This is a genomic window from Paenibacillus sp. NPDC101420, assembly GCF_050277435.1.
Taxonomy (GTDB): Bacteria; Bacillota; Bacilli; order Paenibacillales; family Paenibacillaceae; genus Paenibacillus_AQ.
Map to the genome: position 1 here is coordinate 1 of NZ_JBNNSE010000009.1, position 19,653 is coordinate 19,653.

The window sequence follows — 19,653 nt, forward strand, 5'->3', positions numbered from 1 at the left end:
TCCTACTCACTCGTTGTTCAGTTTTCAAAGATCAAGTTCTCGTTGGCGCCGTTTAATGTCTCAGCAGCAACTCTTATACTATATCATGTTCGGCCATTTAATGTCAAGCTCTTTTTTAACTTCTTTTTCGAGCTCGGCATGTGTATTTCTTGGCCGGACTTAGAATATATCATGTATAGAGATTCATTGCAAGCATTATTTTAAAATTCATATTATTTTGTATTCTGTTACTTCTTCATCATAATAGTCCACTTCCTTAGTGATGTTTTCCGGCAAAGTGATGGCCTCTTATAAAAAAAGCAATAAACACAAAAGAGCCCCAGCAGATAAGCTGAGACCCCTTTGTTAGATACAAGCTAAGCTTGAGTTCAATTCACGCAGATAATAGATTACTTCTGCCCTTTTTCTAATAATGCAAGGATTATGGTAACCGCCTCTGCTCTTGTTGCCTTCTGGTTAGGTGCAAATTTATTCTGCCCTACACCATTCACAAGGCCTGATTTCGCTGCTGCTGCAATATATGGCACTGCCCATGCTGGTACATCCTTAGCATCATTGAAGGTTAATGTCGCTTTAGGATCTACTGTAATACCAAGAGCGCGAACAACCATAACTGCTAATTCTGTACGTGTTAGCTCCTGTGTAGGACGGAATGTTCCATCATCATAGCCACTGATAATTTGCAGAGATACAGCCTGTGCCACAAAAGACTTAGCCCATGCTGGAATCTTCGCAGAATCCTTAAAGCTTGAAGTGTCACCATTCTCCGGTAATTGTAATGCACGTGCCAGCATTGTGATAAATTCAACCCGATTTACTTTCTGATTCGGACGGAAAGTATCATCCGGATAACCACTAACGAAGCCAGCTGCTACTGCTTTCTCGATAACAGCAGCCGCCCAGTGATTGCTAGTATCCGTTAAAGATGGCTTACTAACTGGCGTCGCAGTTGGTGAAGGCGCCGTTGTCGGTGCTGGTGTAGCTGTTGGCGCTACTGTTGGTGTTGGTGTTGCTGTCGGTTTTGTTGTTGGTGCAGTTGTTGGTGCAGTTGTTGGTGCAGTTGTTGGTGCTGTTGTTGGTGCTGTTGTTGGTGCAGTTGTTGGCGCTGTTGTTGGTGCTGTTGTTGGTGCTGTTGTCGGCTCTGTTGTTGGCGTTGGTGTTGGTGTTGGCGTTGGTGTTGGTGTAACTCCACCATTCTCATCGCCCTTAACAATACCGAACTCTTCAAGAACATATGGTTTAGCCTCATTAACATTCTGATCAATCTCATAAGATACAGCTGTCAGCTTCCCTGCATCTACAGTGATACCAACAAAGGTCTGAACTTGACCGCGCATTGGACGCGTAGCATCACTTGGGTCCGCTCCGTATTTAGCTGCTGTATTCTCATTGGCTACTTCAAAGAGATTATAGTAAGCATCTCCCAATTCTTTCTTCATGTTCTTATAGTAAACCTTCGCTCCTGCCGTAGCTGGAATCAGATAGATTGTTCCATCTGGGTTTACTGTGTACTCTACCGTTTGACCATTGAAGCTTTCCTTGATTTTCACTGTGTCTGCTGCAGTTCCGTCAGCCTTGATTGGCTTGGTTCGTGCATAGATATGATCGTGACCTTGAAGCACCAGGTCAATACCCAGTTCAGCCATCATTGGAGCGACTTTCGCTCTTTCTCCATTAGCGCCCATAATATCTTTGTCAGTAGCGTGGTTAGAGGTTGTGTATGGTCCTTTATGCATAGCGACGATAATCCACTTCGCTCCAGCAGCCTTCGCTGCTTTTACATCGGCCTTCATCCAATCCAACTGTGCTTTGCTGAAGTTAGCATATTCATCCGAATTCTCATTCGTGTTCAAGACTACAAAGTGCGCATTGCTGTAATCATAGGAATAGTATGCTCCTGTTTCTGTTGGTGAGCCTGCGGCTTCCTTAATATTGTAGTGCTCATAGAAGGCATTCGCTTTATCCTCATGGTTCCCCGCAACTGGAACAATAGTCGTATTGAGCAAGGTTTCCTGCGAATGGCCAAGCAACCAATTCCATTGTGATTCGTTGGTTCCAGTATCTACGATATCTCCGTTAATCGCCACAAACTCAGCATTCGGGAATGTCGTAAGTGCTTTTGCCATCGTTTCTCCAGAAAGAATAGCCTCATCTTCGGTCTTAGCTTGTGTGTCCGCCAGATCGATGAAAGTAAATGCACCTGTCTTAGCAGCTGTTTCGAAAGTTCCCACTGCACTCCACAATCCCAGTGCTTTATCACCTACACGGTAGTAGTATTTCGTATCAGCCTTAAGACCAGAAGCTTCAGCTTTATGAACTAATTCATCCTTTGAATTTCTGGAAACAGCTGAACGGCCTGTAAACTCAGCAGCTTTTGTAAAGTCTGGAGTAACGCCCGTATTCTCTACAACCTGCAGGTCGCTTCCTGCAGATTTCAACGCTGTGTACCAAGTGAATCCTTTTGCACTCACTGGATCGCCGTTAAAGGTAACGGTAACTTTTTTGATAGAATCGCTAGAAGCAATTTTAGCTTCTGAATTGGTTCTGTCACTTACAGCTTTGATAACAAATTGATAGGTTTGGTTCGGATTAGTATTTTCTACAGTGTAACTATAAGAAGTTTGACCTTCCGTATTAGGAACACTGACCGTCCAGTTTGCAGATACCAGATCATTTTGCTCATAAATGCGATATCCTGATACCGGTGCACCGGATGCAGGCGCATCCCAAGTTAACGTGATTTTACCGCCATCTACTACAGTAGCTTTTGCATTTTGCACAGGTTTAACAGCTACGTCAGACTTATGAATGCTGTATTTATCATACAAGTCAGTAGATCCACCAGTTGTCGTGGTGTAGGCTTCGTATGAAAATTCATTATTCGTTACAGTCATTCCTGTGAACATTTCCTTACCAGGCTGCTCGTATTTAGCTGCAAAAGGAAACGGACCTGCGCCAACATTATATTTTTTATTGCCCGCTGCATTTGTAATCAGGTATAACGTACCCTTAGGATCAGTTACCACTCCGTTTTTGTCCGGCTTAATATCCGTCAACGGCTGATTGTTGTACATTTGATAGCTTCTAGTATAGGTGTGGTCATGTCCTCCGATAACCATGTCAATACCAAGCTCATCAAATACCTTTGTCAAATTAGCTCTGTAATAGAGTACATCTGTATCATTTGTGTGACTGGCAACAGAATAAGGTGATTTATGCAAAAGCACAACCTTCCACTTCTGATCGCTTTTCGCGGCTTCACTGCGCAGCCACTCTACTTGTTTTTTGTAAATTTCGTTATTCTCAAGACTTGAGCTAGCACCATAATATTCTGTATTAATAACCATAAAGTGTGCTGAACCGTAGTCAAAAGAATATACAGAGCCATCTGGTTTTGCGCCCGTATTCGAGACATTAGGTAAATTAAAATGAGTTGTGTAATTGCTATAACTCTTACTTTCATGATTACCTACCAGTGGAACCAATGGAATATTTGCTAGAATATCCTTTGGTTTATTGAAGAACCATCCCCATTGCTCCTCAATATCACCGTTGTCTACCAAATCACCGGAATTCAGAATGAATTCACTTGTCGGGAATTTAGCCAATCCCTCTTGAAGGGTATGATTCCAAATATCAAAATCACCTTCAGTTGTACCTTGAGAGTCCGTTGTATATAAGAACTTAAATGCCTGATTACTGGAGCTTTCTGTTGTAAACGTTCCGATGTCACTCCAATTGTCAGCTTGTCCATCCCCAGCACGGTAAGCATACTCCGTTCCCGGCTGCAGGTGATCAGCAATGACCTTATGACTAGTCAGTACTACTGGTTTCTTGGCTGACTTATCCGCTTTGGTCATATACACGCTTGTTGTAACCGATGTTCCTTCGTAAGTTTGAGCACCTACCGGGAACTGACCGTCCACTAATTTAGAAGCTTCTACTACTTCAAGCTTGGTACCCGTCACACTCTCAGGTGCATACCAGTTGAATCCCATACTAGTCTGAGGGTTTCCGTTAAAAGTAAGTGCGATAGACTCAGGCTTCCCAACTCCAGGGTCTACAGGCTCTACTACCGGATAAGCAATCAGGTTCATATCCCAATAGAGGTCAGAGCTACCATCACTCGACTGATGCACCTCAGCTGAAAGCTCATTACTTCCGTCCTTCAAGTTAGCCTTTACTACTTCGGTAAGGTCTACCTTGGTATATTCGTTTGGATCACTTAAGTTAGTTGAACTTTTTGTTTGAAAATTAATTTCGCCCGCTGGCATAGCCTCACGGTAAATTTCTTTACCGTTCAAATATAGTACAGCTCCGTCATCAAATGCGAAGTTACCCAAGATTTTATCGGATTTCGCAATCTCTTCCTTATTCACCGTTACGTTTGTACGGAAGTAAGAAGTACGATATTTCATACTCTTATTAGAACCGTAGCTTATATTTGTGTTCAGAGCACCAAATTGCTTGCTGCTGACTCCGGATCCACTATCTTTATAACCAAGCGGTGCTTGGCCAGACGCCCATGTTGAATCATCGTACACGGACCGCCATACCGTCCCTTGATCTGTTCCGTGATCTAGATACTTCCACGTAGAATTCCCTGCCAATAATGTAACAGGCTCTAACGATTGTAATTGCAGTAGTCCAGCATCCCCATTGCTGTCTTCAGCATAAGCTGGTATTCCTGTGAATGTAATTCCCAGTACCATAACGAAAGCTAAGGTCATGGATACAGCTTGTTTAAATAACCTGTTCATAATCAGTCTCCCTTACTGTTCTATGAAATGCTTGCATCCATTTATAGTAACTATTAAATATTTTCGCAATGTCTTTATAAACATAGAAGTTTGTAAAGTACATCGTGTATGTATTCTTACAAAAGTGGTTACAGTAACGGCAAGGTTGCCAATCAAGGAGGATAAACATGGACGATACTCATGCTTTTGTAGAAAAAGTACACGATACTCAAAAGAAAGCTGAAAAGAATAAAGAAAATCACGGTAAAAGTACACCAAGTCAAAAGCTGCCAAATAAACAGCACAGTAAGTAAAAGCGTTTAAATCATTGGCTCCCAAACACGACAAAGAAGCAGCAAGCCTCTCCAACTATGGGAGACTTGCTGCTTTACTTTTTAAGGCACAAAGATAAGTGCTAATGAGGGCTTATTTCGTCCATTTCACTACATTCACTGCTACTTTTTCTAATTGCGTCTTACTCAGTGTTTTATTCGGGGAACTAATAGTAACAAAACGATCATCCAGTTTATAGGTCAAGAACAACGACTCGGTAGATGGACTATACCATTTAGCTTCGGTTCCGTTAGAGAGCTTTACGGTTTCACCTTTATATTCGTAAGCGTAATCACGAGGAGAAATGTTCACCTTCATCTGCTTAAACAGAAAGTTCACACCATCATCTGAACCCACTACTTTTTGAAATGCGTCTCCACTCACCATTTGAGTAGGTGCATAGGCTGTTTCAAAACCCTGGAAATTAGCGAAGGCTTTAACAATCTCTTCTTTCTGAGTGTTGCTGTATTGTACTGGAGTCAGAGAAATAGTGTCAGTCACCGAGCCTCCTGTGCCAAGAATAACCTGATTGTTCACCGCATCAAAGGTCACAGGCACCTTCATTACATCAGCAATCGCACGTACAGGAAGATAGGTTGTATTGTTATACGTAATTGGTGCCAGTGCATTTCCTTTATTATCAACTGGCGTATACGCCGTGCCATTCACCTTAAATCCAATGCTGTGATTGAGATATGCCGTAATTTTCTGAAGTTTAGTTCCTGCGTACACACCGGCTGATCCTGTGACTACCATCCCAAACACCATTGTTGCTATAATTATTTTTTTGTTTTTCATAAGTAAGCCCTCCTCGAAAGTTCAATCTTTGTTCTTACTTTAGCTCAAACAAAATAAGATTATGTCTCTAAGTTGTTTCTTACTTGTACCCATTTTGTAATTAAAAAAATCAAAATATCATTAATTCAAACAAAAATAAAAACAGCAACCCGCTTGTCCTAAAAAGGATCGTACGGATTGCTGTTAGAGATTAACTTTGATACGGCGTTGTAACCTTATACACTTCTGTATATAAAATTTCTCTATAAAGATTGAATTCTTCTACATCGACAGGGTTAGGGTAAGTCATAATTTGAAGCGGTAAATCCGCATTTCCCTCACGCAGAGGGGGCTGCACATACGCATAAGGATTCAAATGGAAGCCCAGTCGCTCATAAAAGCCAATTCTCCGTTGTTCCATTTCACCCAGTGGCGGCTCTACTTCAAGAAGCACAGGCTTGCCCGACTGACGGATATATTCTTCCATCAGCTTTTTACCAATGCCCCCACCTCTTATACTTGGGTCCACGGCAATATGTTCTATAAATCGAAATCCTGGAAACTCCCAGCAAGCTATAAAAGCAATGATTTTCCCCTCAGCATTCACTTCGGTAATCAATCGGTAATGTGAAACATCCAATAACTCCTGTTGTCCCTCATAGGTTCTGATCTCGGAGGTAGGAAAAGAGGCTTCCATAATGGCGAATATTTCATCAAAAGTTGTGTGATTCATAACATAGTTCTCACTTTCTGGATTTATATTTACACAAGTTATCTTAACCTTCTAAACCCTATGATATCAAATTTAAGCCTCAAGGTACTAGTACCTGGTACTAGGATAACGTGCTATACTAAGCATAACAGTTATACACATCTTGTTTTATATAGGAGAGGTTCATATTGGATAATCAGCAGTGGATCGCACCTGAGTACTACAATCTCACTTCGGAAATGGAACGTCATGCTCCGGAAAAGATTGCGCTTAAGTGGTTGAATGAACAAGGAGACTACGAGGAGATCACTTACGGAGATCTTCGCAAGCAAGCTAACCAACTTGCCGGAGGGCTCGCAGCACTCGGCCTTCAGCAAGGGGATCGTGTTCTTGTAATGGTTCCCCGTCGAATCATCGCTTATGTCATCTATTTAGCATGTCTGAAGCTAGGACTTGCCATTATCCCTTCATCAGAAATGCTTCGCGCAAAGGATTTATCTTATCGTCTGCGGCATTCCGAAGCCAGAGCTGTTATTGCCTGGTCCGAGGTCACTGATGAAGTTAATAAAATCTCAGACGATCTGCCTGCTCTGGATTACCGTCTTTCCGTATCCGGCGACCCTGACGAGCTCGGTCATGGATGGCTAGATCTGGAAGGCCTAATGATTGATCAGCCAGATAAATTCACAGCAGTCGAAAGCCACCGCGACGATATGGCAATCTTGGCATATACCTCTGGAACAACTGGCAACCCTAAAGCAGTCGTTCACAGTCATGGCTGGGGTTATGCTCACTTACGTATCACATCGCCTCAATGGCTCGATATCAAAGAAACCGACACCGTTTGGGCAACAGCAGCACCGGGCTGGCAGAAGTGGATCTGGAGCCCCTTCCTAACCGTCCTTGGCAACGGGGCGACCGGCTTTGTATATAGTGGATCTTTTCATCCCAAAAAATATTTGCAGCTGTTACAAGATCACAACATCGAGGTATTATGCTGTACGCCAACCGAATATCGCTTGATGGCCAAATTAGAAAATCTCAATCAGTATGACTTGTCCCACCTTCGCTGCGCGGTTTCCGCTGGAGAGCCTTTGAATCAAGAGGTTATCAACACCTTCCAGCGTGAATTCAATATCACGATTCGTGATGGTTACGGTCAAACAGAAAGTACGCTAATTATCGGTACTCTCAAAGATACACCTATCCGAATAGGTTCTATGGGTAAGTCTATTGCTCCAGGTCTAATTGAAGTGGTAGATGAGGACGGCATTCCGTTACCTGCTGGAGTTGTTGGAGATATCGCAGTGCACCTAAGCATGCCAGCGTTATTCCATACCTATTACAAAGACCCTGGCAGAAAAGAAAGCTCTACTCACGGCGAGTTCTTCATAACTGGTGACCGGGCACGGAAAGATGAAGAGGGTTATTTCTGGTTCGAGGGCCGTGGAGATGACATTATCATTAGTTCGGGCTACACCATAGGTCCTTTCGAAGTAGAAGAAGCCCTTATGAAGCATGCTGCGGTTAAGGAATGCGCGGTCGTTGCAAGTCCGGATGAAATCCGCGGACATATCGTTAAAGCTTTTATTGTACTAAAAGATGAGACCGCCGCTTCTCCAGAGCTTGTGAAGGAGCTGCAATCCCATGTTAAAGAGTGGACCGCTCCTTATAAATATCCACGCAAAATCGAGTTCATTCAAGATCTTCCGAAGACAACCTCCGGAAAAATACGGAGAGTAGAGCTTCGCGAGCAGGAGAAACGTGCTGCGCAGGAGTAACATAACAGTAGATATTTAATAAACAAAGAGCAGCTAGTCCGTAATAGGACTGCTGCTCTTCTTTATAGGGTATCAGCTTGTTACTCAGACCAATATTTCGCATCCGGGTTTAGAGCCGCACCTACTTCGCCCTCTTTTACTAAATCGCAATCGAGGTAACCCTCTTCATCCAGGAAATAAACCTCCTGCTTGTAGAACTCACATAAAGTCTCCAGGAACTTTTCAGGTGATTCATACATGACAATCAGATCCCCAAAATCATGCAGCAGGTCACATACACGTTCCACACCATCTGCAGATTTATAGTAACAAATGAAGTCGCTACCGTAGTTCGTTAAGATCGGCAAGATAACTCCATCCGCTTGATGGCCTTTTTCCTCCAATATTCCAGCTAAAATCTTCATCTCTGCTTCATATTCATTAATATGAATTAGACGATATCCTGGAATAAATTCGATCAGACTTGGTTCTTCTTCCTCACTGCTTGTACCCGAAACTGTGTTATAAATGGCCTTCAGCAGTTCAGGGGCTTCCGGAAAAATCGCCGTAATCTTCGCTTCATTATCACCTTTACCTAAGCTGGCAATATAGTCAGGACGTAAGTCAGCGGAAAGCTGAAGATATTCTTGAAATTGTTCTGTCAATTTGTTAGTTTGCATGTTGTCATCCTTTACTTGTTCGAGGAATTCCACATCTTCATCAGCCAAGCGTCAAAGTCAGCGCCCTTTTCGCCTTCGTAAATATCGTACACGTCGATTCTCATCTTCTTCAGTTTCTCTTTGAAATCTTCGTATGAATGATCTCTTGGCAAGCTCTTCTTGATTCTCAGGAGTATTTTGGATACGCCTTTTACTAGCTCCGGTTTATTCTTGGAAGGTGCTTTAACATCTTCGCCGAATGCCTTCAGTTTAAGGTAAGCCGCTTCTTGAACTGTATATACAGGATCGCTCTCCATTAAACGCGTCAGGATATCGATAATTTGTTTGTGGTTAGTCTGTCCCAGTTCTTCAACAGCCTCTAGACGGGCTCTCCAATCCGCAGAGCGGTTGGCAGCTTTCTTTAATTCCTCGTAATTCTCCGGTAGTCCATTATTGTTCAGTTCTTCGATCATTCCGTTCAATCCCCTTCTATTCAAAACTATCTATCTAACATTAACAGTATAACCAACCATTGCGCAAGCTAAGAGAGGAAGATCTTTGCATGACCTTTTCCTTCAAACATATTTCCACAAAATTGGGGTAAAGTATTCGAAAGAAAGTGTCCCGCAACATTCTATAGACTCTTTACGTTAGTTAACTAGAGAAACGTAGATCAAACACACCAAGGAGAGTGACCTAATTGAAAAAACATACCTTCATTCTAGCGTTAACTATTGTATTAAGTGTAATGCTTAGCGCCTGTTCCAGTAGTAACAATGAAGCCGTTGTCGAAACCAATCTGACGCCGAAAGAAATGATCGACGAGATGCTCGCAAAAGTGGAACAGCCTTCATTAATGGAAGTTGAAGAAGATATGGTGGCTCAGCTGTACCATCTAGCTCCATCATTACTTGAAGATTATAGCATTAGAATGCCAATGATGAATGTGAAAAGTAACGAAATTGCCATTTTAAAAGTTAAAGATGCAAAAGATATCTCTACTGTCGAAACCGCCGTCAAAGAGCGTGCGACTGATATTCAAAAGCAATTCGAACAATACCTTCCGGATCAGTATGAGAACGCCAAAAATTATAAGCTGGTCACAAAAGGCAATTACATCTTATTCGTGATTTCGGAGAGTGCTGATCAGCTGGTGACTGAATTTGATACCTTGTTCACTAAAAAATAATTAGCGATGGTATTCAGCAACCTCCTGTTCCTATTCCTGTTCCTGCCGGCTGTCCTTGCACTCTACTATGTTTCGCCTTGGCGAATCAAAAACCTCATATTGTTCTTAAGCAGTCTGGTGTTTTATGCTTGGGGCGAACCCGTCTACATTGTAATTATGTTGCTGTCCACCATTACGGATTACGGCTTTGGTCTACTTCTTAGTAGACCGAAGCTAACTAAGGTACAGCGCAAGTGGATTGTGGTTAGCTCTATGGTTATTAACCTGGGCTTATTGTCGTATTTCAAATATGCAGATTTTCTCATCCAAAATGTAAATGAACTCCTCGGTACTCATATCCCATTAACTGATTTACCACTACCTATTGGGATTTCGTTCTATACCTTTCAATCCATGTCGTACATCATTGACGTATACAGAGGAACTGCTAAAGCACAGCGAAATTGGATTGATTTCGGAACGTTTGTAGCCTTGTTTCCGCAATTAGTAGCCGGTCCTATCGTTCAATACAACACCATTGCAGAGCAATTACGAGCGCGTTCGGTGGATATCCCCATGTTCGCAGAGGGTGTACGAAGATTCATTATCGGACTAGCCAAAAAAGTGCTGCTTGCCAATAACATCGGTTTGCTCTGGCACACCATCTCCAGCTCCAATCTAGATTCCATGCCTGCTTTAACCGCCTGGATTGGCATTATTGCATTTGCTTTTCAGATCTATTTTGATTTCAGTGGATATTCGGATATGGCGATTGGCCTCGGACTTATGTTCGGCTTCCGCTTTAACGAGAACTTCAACAAACCTTATATTTCACAGAGCATTACCGACTTCTGGCGGAGATGGCATATTTCCCTTAGCAGTTGGTTTCGTGACTACGTATATATCCCGCTTGGAGGCAACCGCCGGGGTTTAGGCATTCAAGTGCGCAATATCCTCATCGTCTGGCTGTTGACGGGAATCTGGCACGGGGCGAGCTGGAACTTTCTGTTCTGGGGATTATACTTTGGGGTCATTCTTATCTTTGAAAAATGGTGGGGACTAAAACTGCTGAGCCGTCTACCGCGCTGGACTAGGCATCTATATGCCATTGTACTTATCCTCATCGGATGGGTCTTGTTTGCCTTTGAAGAACTTCCGTTGGTGCTGAGTTATTTGCAAGCGATGCTCGGTTTTAATGGCCAGCCATTGTGGAATAACACAACTTTATACTTCACTTACACAAACGCGATTCTACTTTTGGTACTCATATTAGCATCTGTACCTTTGAAACTCTCCAAGCGTATGGATGCTGAAACGATTCCTTCTCTGGTTTGGTATGGCGTGCTATTCTTCCTATCTGTCGCTTACTTAGTGGATGCTACCTTTAACCCATTCTTATATTTCCGATTCTAGGGGGTGATTGTTTATGAAGCAGAGAACGGATCGAATACTAGTGGTGGGATTTGTCGCGACGCTGTTTCTGGTGGGTATAACCTTTTTCTTACTGCCTGTTCAACGTTTCTCTGAGCTAGAAAACCGATATTTGCAAAGCGCTCCCCAACTGACATGGGACAATTTATTATCCCATACCTACGCGGAAGAGGCGGAAAGCTTCGTAACCGATCACTTCCCTTTTCGCGCCAAATGGGTATGGGTGAAATCGGCGATGGAGCAAATGAGGTTGCAGCAAGAAAATAACGGAATATATAAGGGGAAAGACGGCTACTTATTCGAAAAATTCGAGGCACCTGATCACAATAAGGTTCAGCAATATACAGCGGCTGTGAAGCGTTTTGCCTATAAAAATGCTGAAGCCAAAACGACCTTTCTGCTTGCGCCGACATCGGTAGGCTTGTACAACGAGCGTCTGCCTTGGTTAGCACCCGTATATTCGCAAGCCGAGGTGAATCAAACGATTGCTGAGGATGTAGGGGATAGCCTTACTTTTATAAATGGATTTAATGTTCTTGCTCCTCATGCCGCAGAGGACATTTATTATCGGACCGATCATCACTGGACAACCTACGGCGCTTATTTGGCTTACGTAGCTTATGCTAAAAGTATGGGATGGCAACCTCTGTCCCAGAGCGAATTCGAGATTGAGACGGTAAGCGATTCGTTCCTTGGAAGCTACCATACGCGGAGTCAATTCATTGGGGTGGCACCAGATTCCATTCAAGTGTATAAGCCTGTTCATGATGTATCCACCAAGATGCATATTGTAGATACGGGTGAGACTTTAACAAGTATGTACGATTCAAGCTATTTGGAGAAAAAAGATAAATACTCTTATTTCCTAGGCGGCGTTCATGCCCTTATGAAAATCACAAGCCAGCTTGATCCTAAAGTGGTCAAACAGGAGAAGTTGCTCGTCATCAAGGACTCCTATGCGCATAGTGTCATCCCTTTTCTGGCTCAGCATGTGCCTGAGATCCACGTGATCGACATCCGTTATTATAACGGGAGTATCAGTGATTATATGGCTCAAAATGATATTAAGGATGTATTGATGCTGTTTAATACGGCTACTTTTGTTGATAATTCTTCGATATTGAAGCTTAACTGATGGTAGGGCGATGAATATGGTGATGGGGCGTAACTGCGGGAAGTTTGGACTTTCGGTCGCTGTTGTCTCCAGATGTTTTTGATTTCACCGCTAACAGCGGATAACATCCGGAGACAAAGGCGAACGCTCCGCTCCTACAGTTCCAAAATTCCCTCCGTTACTTTCCACCATATTTATGGGTTAAATCTGAAAACCATTCACGATTATGTGTAGAATCGTGTCTCTGCCGATAGCTTTAAAGCGAATGAATCCTCCTTGAAGGAGTGCTTCATTTATTATGAGCTGCAATTCAATTCCACTAGCGTTGCATTAAGCTTCACATCACACCACTTTGCGGATTAGGGAAATCCTCCCTAATAAATACGAGAATACCCTCTTTATGAATGAAACACCCTGATAATTGGGGAGATTTTCCCTAATTATCGCTTGGAGCACGATAAATCTCACATAATTAGGGAGGTTTTCCCTAATCTAAACATTTAATCATTGATAGTGCCTGATACATCTTCATTATGAGGTTGATTAAGAGTGAAAGAGTTGCAACAATAACTGAAGATTTCTTAAGGGACATTTTCCTCCCACTAGCAATTATTTTCTGTAACCTCTACATCAAACCAAACACTAAAACTAATATACGAATCCTCTAATATGGCTTCGTATTTCAGATCATTCTTAGCTAGAATCTCCGCGACGATAGACAGGCCAAGTCCAGTTCCTGAGATTTCTTTATTCCGAGACTCCTCGATGACATAGAACGGGTCCCAAATATACGCTAAATGCTCCTCTTTCAAGCGCGTGGTTTTATTAGTAATGGTGAATTTCAGTGCATCGTGTATGTCACTCGCTAATGAGATGCTAAAGACATTCTCTTCCCCATATTTAATGGCATTACTAATTAAGTTGTTGAATACAATTTCTATCTGGCTGCTATCCTCCTCAACGATGGATCGTTCAACCGAATGGAAGTCGGTCTGTAAGATCAGGTTTTTATTTTTAAGCGTAATGTTATATTGTGAGATCACTTTGAGCAGAAGCTCTTTAAGATCGAATTTTTCTTTATACACTTCGGTCTTTTGAATCTTGGACAGTTTAATTAAGTAATCCACCATATCAGACGTATACTTCACCTGTTCCAAAATGATATCCGTATACGTACCATCATCCAAATCGTCTTGAATGCCAATGGTATACGCCTGGATTAAGGATAACGGTGTTTTTACCTCGTGTGAAATGCTTGAGATCAGTGTGTTTAAGCTTTGATTTTTCTTCTCCAGCTCTGCATGGGCACTTTTCAGGCGCTGACTCATCTGGTTAATGCTCTTTGATAATTCTTCGATTTCATCCCCCGACTTAATCGTCACTTGTTTAAAATCAAGATTAGAGATATCCTTCGCTACATCCTGCAATTGCTCTAACGGAGTAATGATTTTCCTCGAAAAATAAGCCACTAACAGCAAACTGATAATAATCCCCAAAAGAATGGAATAGAAGCTGAATTGGTTTACGATGTTTAAAGCATCTGTATTGTGCACAACCACTGTGCCGATGAGGATTAAGCTACCATCCTGCTCATATATTTTCGTTAACAGGCTGGACTTCAATTTCCCCTGATTAAATAATAGATTCACCGTTTTTCCTTCATTTACCTTTTGCAAAACTTCTTCCGTAATCCAGAACTTATTAAGTGCCACTTTATCTTTGTACAACGCAAATTGAATGTTCTCATTGATTATTGTTGCGCTTCCGTTGTTCTCAACCCTAACTATCGTTACATTGTTATTGTTCTCGATCGCTGTTTCTTTCTCCATGAGCTGATCCAGACTGAGATCCTTTACTTCGTCATAAATGTCGTTAATTTTGGTTTTCATTTTGTAAAGGTAATAATCGGACGAGAAAAAATTGTGCAATGAATAGGACGTCCCAAACACAATCAGCAGAATAATACTTACCATAATCAATAACTTCGTGCTTATTTTATTGATTTTTATCATGGAAGCTGTACCCCATTCCCCTATGTGTGATTACGTGGTCAGCCCCAATCTTATCGCGTAATCTTTTGATATGTGTATCCACGGTTCTCTCTTCACCAAGATAATCCATCCCCCAAACGGAAGATAACAAAGAATCTCTGGACAAAATCCGGCCTTTATTCTCATATAGGAAGGTTAGCAGTTCAAACTCTTTTTTATATAGGGACAGCTCCTCCCCATTCTTGAACACTTTTTTTCGCTCAAAATCAATTTCTAAGTCCCGTATAGCAGCTACTTTTTCGGTACCCAGCATTTTTTTGATTCTCAGCATTAAGATCCGTGGATCGAATGGTTTTCTTATATATTCATCTGCACCGATATCTAATGCGCTAAATTCATCGTCATGGGAAGATCGAGCGGTCAACATGACCACCTTAACTAAACTAACCTGCTTGATTTCATTACACACCTCAATCCCGCTTCGCTTAGGCATCATCCAATCCAGTACCACAAGGTCGATCTTATTCGAAAAAAAGAGCTCCAGCGCCTCCTCCCCATCCGCTGCTACCCAAACGTTATAGCCCTCTTTTTCGAAATAAGTCTTCAATATAGTGGTCATGTGTTTCTCATCATCGGCAATTAGAATGTTCAAGTAGCATCATTTACTCCTTTCCTTTAAGTCCTTTCTTCAATACTTCCCATATTGGGCTATCGACTACTTTTCGAGGAGGCTGTTCGCCATTCTCTATCGCTTGCCAATATTCCCAGGTTGGGGGCTTACTTCCCAATTCATAATCCATACCGTCCCAAGTATCCTCGCGGAAAGCATAAAACGCCCAGTGCCAGCCGAAATCATCAAAAATCGAAATTAAATCAGCCATGTATTGATCTGCACCTTTTACTAATCGATTCGTTCCAAATTCTTCTGCAACAATCCGGTTTGCGGGGATGTTATTTTCCTTTGCCCACTGTGCAACAGGTTCCAGAAATTCCTTTAAGGCTTCCTTGTTAAAAACTTTTTCCGTTTTATCTTCTCCTACTTTTATCGTTCCAGGATATTCATAGGTTAACCCTTTTTTCTTATTTTGACTGGTTAGCTCGTAAGGCTCGTACATATGAAAAGCATACAACACATTTTCATCATCGATCGGTTTTAAATATTTAAAGGCCCAAGGCGTAGCATACAGCCCAGAATTTACGATAATTGGCGTCTTGGTATCTACGGTACGAATAGCGGTCACTATCGTCTCATATAAAAGATTCAAATCCGCAGGGGTGTTCTCTACTGAGCTATACCATTCGCTGTAATCCTGTGTCCAGAAGTCATTAAATCCCGTGGCGGTCTCTGGATGCGGCTCATTTATCAGGTTATAACCGATTACCGCAGGATGATCTTTCAACCGGCTTGCTAGATCCCTCCAAAACACTGCCGCTTGTTCATGATAACTGAAATCTTTCCATATCCGATCATCATTTTTGTAATTATTGAACTGCCTCCAGCGATCTCCGGGGAGACTGAGGACGGTCAGCACCACTTTGGAGCCCCGAGCCTCGGCTGCATCTAAGTCCGCTTTTAACTCGGCAAAATCCTCCTCAACAATCCCTTCATACTTATCTGCATTCCCTATTAGAAAATCTTTATCCGGGTTCGCATCCGGTTTGTCATTAAATAAAAAGTCACTGTCTTTTGCCCATTTATCTGGTGCCAAACGAATGAATTCAATATTCTGCTCTTTCGCAGCATCATAGTTTTCCGGTAAAGATTTTGAATTCATGAAATTGGTTCCTTTTCTCTGGCCATCTCAGAAGGCTAACTTCTCATTCCTTTCTTTCGTTTCTTCCTTCTTCTCTTCTTTCTTCAGTTCTGGATTGGCTTGCGGTGGTACCGAACTGCATCCGACAACCAACAATAAGATCAACACGATAAAAGCTTTAGAATTCTTCATTTTCTCACCTCGTAGCCTATCGTAGCGAATCTCTGTTACAAGAGTGTCACAAGGGGTGGAAATCAAGCCGTACAAGTTAGGTAGCTGATGAATTTCATACGAATCCAAGAGTCGAACCTTACTCTCTCATATTCTATTTCTAGGAGGTGAGTATAATATGACCATTCAGTTTGTAGATTTAAGACTTTCCAACCAAGCTGCTTCCGATGCTACACCAGCAGTTATTCCACTAGCAGCGACTCCCCTTGTTTTTGGGGATATTGGTATTCAGACCGCAGGCGTATCGGCTGAAAATCAAGGCAATGTCCGCATACTTTTGACTGGATTTCTAAAAGTAGAAAACAATCCTCTTTTCAACACTAATACCGTTAATGTTCGTAGAAACGGAACCATCATTTTCACCACAACATTTGGTGTTGCAATCAGCAGAGAAAACGAGGCTTTCGGTTTTACAGCAGTAGATGTTCCACCACCAGCAGCGGTCGCAGCAGGTCAAATTCAGTACACGGCGGAGATCTTCACTAATGCTGCTGCAACAGATCCCTTTAATAATGTCCAAGCCAGAAACTTTAGCGGCGTTGCAGCAGCAGGTAACTTCTAGCATTAATATGCAGCGGGTGGATGAGCGAATTGTGTCGTTTAATAACAGAAGCTCAACCAAAAGTACTGGTTGAGCTTCTGTTCATTCTCCAAACAACAGATCCAAAATCCGTTCATCCGCTTGGCGGTTCTTGCCTTTATAAGGATAACAATGAATATGAATCGCTGGATTAAAATTGATCTCAATAATGCTGTAATTGGTACCCTTCGCCTCTTCCCTAATATTATCAATCATCATGTCTACTCCACAAATAGTGGCCCCTGCAGCTTTAGCTGATTGAATGGCTAGATCTTTATAGCTGTCCGGAATCTCATCAGTAAAGTCTAAGCTATCTCCACCGGTACTAATATTCGAATTCTCCCGCAGGTATATGATCTCATTCAATGGAGGAATATCGCTCCAAGTCATAGTGTGATTCTTCAAAAACATCTCTTCTGCTTCGCCAATCCGAATCTTCTCAAGCGGAGTTTTGTAGCCACGACCTCTTAGCGGATCCTTATTCTTTTCGTGGACCAGCTCTTCAATCGTATGTACACCATCACCGCCCACATTCGCCGGAACCCGGTGCAATACTCCGACTACTTCATCGCCCATGACTAGAAAACGATATTCTTTCCCCGTCATAAATTCCTCAAGCAGCACTGTTCGATCATGTTCGAAGGCGATTTCGAAGGCTTTTTGATAATCTTCTTTGGAGAAATCATCTGTAAAAATAGTAATGCCGAGTCCAAAGTTGGTTGATTTGGGTTTGATCACTATTCGCTTATTACGATAAGTTCCATATGCATTCATTGCCGCTTCCAGATCTCCAAATGCCTCACCTGAAGGAACACGAATGCCTTGTTGTTTGAGAACTTCCTTCGTAACAATTTTATTCTCCATAATTAGTACCGTGCTGTAAGAATCCAGGGATGTCTTCGTAGCCTGCTTAACGTATTCTTTATGATCGCCTTTCGTAAGTACAACGAAATTCTCTTCCCGATCGAGCAATTGGAACTTAATCCCACGTTTAACTGCTGCCTTCAGCAGAAGCTGTGTAGATAGCTCCAAATCCTCATATCCTACAAATCCGTATCCATTCGCAAGACTTTCCTTAGCATATTGTTTGGCTTTATTCAGATGATATTTAATAAAAGAGGATTGTTGAACTTCCGACTTCACAATCCCTGCAAAGCTCTGATCTGGATTTAGAATCTTATCCTTAGCTCCGTTCAGAACGTTCGAGAACTGTTTATCCTCTGGGTTCAATAGCTGAATCATATCCTGCATTTCTTGCATACAAATTAAAGCCTTCTGTTCCATTGTCCCGCAAGAATCTCCGTAATCATGCAAACAGCCTTTGATCCCCTCCATGATCAATTGATCATGATTAAGATTCGCCATCTTCTGATCCTCTACTCCGAACGGTTCATCCTCTTTTAATAGCATATACAGGATAAACAGATGAATGAAAGTCATTGATTCTTTGCTAATTCCTATTTTATAGAGTGGATTGAGATCAATAAAACGAAGCTCCAAATAGGCAATCCCATCCTGCAGCAGCTCCTCTAACGGATGTTTACCTCTTGCCGTCTTCACTCTAACCGGGCTATAGAACTCTTTTACACTTAATAATTCTTCCGATTCAATCAACGCTTGTAAATCATGTACATATTCGGTAAGCGAGTCAAAAGATACATAGAGAGGCTTTTCATTCCGATACCCACATTCGCTATTTCGCAGGGAATTCATATTCAGATAATAGAAGCTTTTTTCATCATCTGATTCACCACGTGCCACACATTGCTCCATATAAGTCTTATCAAAAACAGGACTAGCACCTGTTAAATAGATTAGAAGCCAGCGGTATCGCAATAGGTTGCGGGCTATTTTTAAATAGGCAGCATCTTTGAAATCTTTAAAACTCTCTTGTGGATCAGCGATATCATGAAGCTTTTTTAGAAATTGTTCATCAAAAGAGAAATTATAATGGATCCCACTCAGCAATTGTCTTTTACGACCATACTTATCGGCTAACTGATGTCTATACTCGTCCTCTACCGGATTACCCATTTTGGCAATGGGAATTTCCTTATCATTCGGCAGCATGGGAGGATTACTACTCGGCCACAGATATTCTTCATTAAGCTCTAGCGACACAATATCCTGCAGCGCCTCCAGAAAGTTATAAGTCTCTTCAATAGAATCAAAAGTGGGTGTCACCATTTCAACCTGACTCTCTGAGAAATCCGTTTGAATGTAGGGGTTCTCCAGCTTGTTTCCAAAGACTTTTGGATGTGGTGTCAGCGCAAGTCTTCCCTCTGGATCCACTCTGACATTTTCTTTTTCCAGTCCAAATTCTCCGTGAAAAATCTCCTTAATCAAATGGTTATCCTTTAAAAGCTGTATGAGTTTACGATTTAATAAAGCCATTCCTACTCTC

15 protein-coding genes and 1 pseudogene are annotated in these 19,653 nt (G+C 42.0%); 6 read left to right on the top strand and 10 right to left on the bottom strand.

The annotated features are described in order from the left end of the window. Positions 1-389: 389 nt before the first annotated feature. A complete protein-coding gene (locus tag ACQKMP_RS26785) occupies positions 390-4,760 on the bottom strand; it encodes an S-layer homology domain-containing protein (protein WP_427471939.1) in 4,371 nt (1,456 codons plus the stop codon). Positions 4,761-4,927: 167 nt separating this feature from the next. Here ACQKMP_RS26785 and ACQKMP_RS26790 point away from each other — a divergent pair, with 167 nt between their 5' ends. Further along, positions 4,928-5,053: a DUF4023 domain-containing protein gene (locus tag ACQKMP_RS26790; protein WP_052404154.1), complete on the top strand. Its 126-nt coding sequence runs from the start codon at positions 4,928-4,930 to the stop codon at positions 5,051-5,053. A gap of 112 nt (positions 5,054-5,165) precedes the next feature. On the opposite strand, the gene ACQKMP_RS26795 is transcribed toward ACQKMP_RS26790, so the two are convergent. Together ACQKMP_RS26795 and ACQKMP_RS26800 are read right to left on the bottom strand one after the other, a co-directional pair. After that, positions 5,166-5,870 (bottom strand): hypothetical protein, encoded by a 705-nt coding sequence (locus ACQKMP_RS26795; protein ID WP_379425932.1) that lies wholly within the window; start codon positions 5,868-5,870, stop codon positions 5,166-5,168. A gap of 190 nt (positions 5,871-6,060) precedes the next feature. Beyond that, positions 6,061-6,582 carry a GNAT family N-acetyltransferase gene (locus ACQKMP_RS26800; RefSeq protein WP_379425930.1) on the bottom strand — a complete coding sequence of 174 codons (522 nt, stop codon included), beginning with the start codon at positions 6,580-6,582 and terminating at the stop codon, positions 6,061-6,063. A 164-nt stretch (positions 6,583-6,746) separates the two neighbouring features. Here ACQKMP_RS26800 and mbcS point away from each other — a divergent pair, with 164 nt between their 5' ends. Next, complete coding sequence (gene mbcS / locus ACQKMP_RS26805; protein WP_339248425.1) at positions 6,747-8,342, top strand: acyl-CoA synthetase MbcS; 1,596 nt, start codon at positions 6,747-6,749, stop codon at positions 8,340-8,342. A gap of 80 nt (positions 8,343-8,422) precedes the next feature. Here mbcS and ACQKMP_RS26810 read toward each other — a convergent pair whose 3' ends face one another. Both ACQKMP_RS26810 and ACQKMP_RS26815 read right to left on the bottom strand, forming a co-directional pair. Further along, complete coding sequence (locus ACQKMP_RS26810) at positions 8,423-9,001, bottom strand: hypothetical protein (protein ID WP_427471941.1); 579 nt, start codon at positions 8,999-9,001, stop codon at positions 8,423-8,425. Positions 9,002-9,012: 11 nt separating this feature from the next. After that, a complete protein-coding gene (locus tag ACQKMP_RS26815) occupies positions 9,013-9,453 on the bottom strand; it encodes a HEAT repeat domain-containing protein (RefSeq protein WP_042184977.1) in 441 nt (146 codons plus the stop codon). A 227-nt stretch (positions 9,454-9,680) separates the two neighbouring features. On the opposite strand from ACQKMP_RS26815, the gene ACQKMP_RS26820 reads away from it, so the two are divergent. From ACQKMP_RS26820 to ACQKMP_RS26830, 3 genes are read left to right on the top strand one after another with little or no spacing between them, the layout of a single operon-like run. Continuing rightward, positions 9,681-10,169 carry a DUF4358 domain-containing protein gene (locus ACQKMP_RS26820; RefSeq protein WP_379425927.1) on the top strand — a complete coding sequence of 163 codons (489 nt, stop codon included), beginning with the start codon at positions 9,681-9,683 and terminating at the stop codon, positions 10,167-10,169. Positions 10,170-10,175: 6 nt separating this feature from the next. Next, on the top strand, positions 10,176-11,561 hold the full coding sequence (locus ACQKMP_RS26825) for an MBOAT family O-acyltransferase (RefSeq protein ID WP_427471944.1): 1,386 nt from the start codon (positions 10,176-10,178) through the stop codon (positions 11,559-11,561). A gap of 13 nt (positions 11,562-11,574) precedes the next feature. Next, a complete protein-coding gene (locus ACQKMP_RS26830) occupies positions 11,575-12,714 on the top strand; it encodes a DHHW family protein (RefSeq protein ID WP_427471946.1) in 1,140 nt (379 codons plus the stop codon). Between the two features lie 581 nt (positions 12,715-13,295). Here the strand turns inward: ACQKMP_RS26830 and ACQKMP_RS26835 are convergent. The 4 genes and pseudogenes from ACQKMP_RS26835 to ACQKMP_RS26850 all read right to left on the bottom strand — a co-directional run bounded on the left by ACQKMP_RS26835 (position 13,296) and on the right by ACQKMP_RS26850 (position 16,630). Then, positions 13,296-14,705: a HAMP domain-containing sensor histidine kinase gene (locus ACQKMP_RS26835; RefSeq protein WP_427471948.1), complete on the bottom strand. Its 1,410-nt coding sequence runs from the start codon at positions 14,703-14,705 to the stop codon at positions 13,296-13,298. Further along, entirely contained in the window at positions 14,689-15,336 is a 648-nt protein-coding gene (locus tag ACQKMP_RS26840) for a response regulator transcription factor (protein WP_076286170.1), read from the bottom strand. Before ACQKMP_RS26840 ends, ACQKMP_RS26835 begins: the two co-directional genes overlap by 17 nt. Positions 15,337-15,346: 10 nt before the next feature. Next, positions 15,347-16,486 (bottom strand): annotated as a pseudogene (locus ACQKMP_RS26845) (glycoside hydrolase family 5 protein); the annotation flags it as partial. Continuing rightward, the gene (locus ACQKMP_RS26850; RefSeq protein ID WP_427471950.1) at positions 16,487-16,630 is read right to left on the bottom strand and encodes a hypothetical protein; all 144 of its coding nucleotides are present in this window, start codon (positions 16,628-16,630) and stop codon (positions 16,487-16,489) included. 157 nt (positions 16,631-16,787) lie between these two features. Between ACQKMP_RS26850 and ACQKMP_RS26855 the strand changes: the two genes are divergently transcribed. After that, positions 16,788-17,231: a hypothetical protein gene (locus ACQKMP_RS26855; RefSeq protein ID WP_339244967.1), complete on the top strand. Its 444-nt coding sequence runs from the start codon at positions 16,788-16,790 to the stop codon at positions 17,229-17,231. Between the two features lie 81 nt (positions 17,232-17,312). Here ACQKMP_RS26855 and gshAB read toward each other — a convergent pair whose 3' ends face one another. Next, positions 17,313-19,643, bottom strand: a complete 2,331-nt coding sequence (gene gshAB, locus ACQKMP_RS26860) for a bifunctional glutamate--cysteine ligase GshA/glutathione synthetase GshB (RefSeq protein WP_427471952.1) — start codon at positions 19,641-19,643, stop codon at positions 17,313-17,315. Positions 19,644-19,653 lie beyond the last annotated feature (10 nt).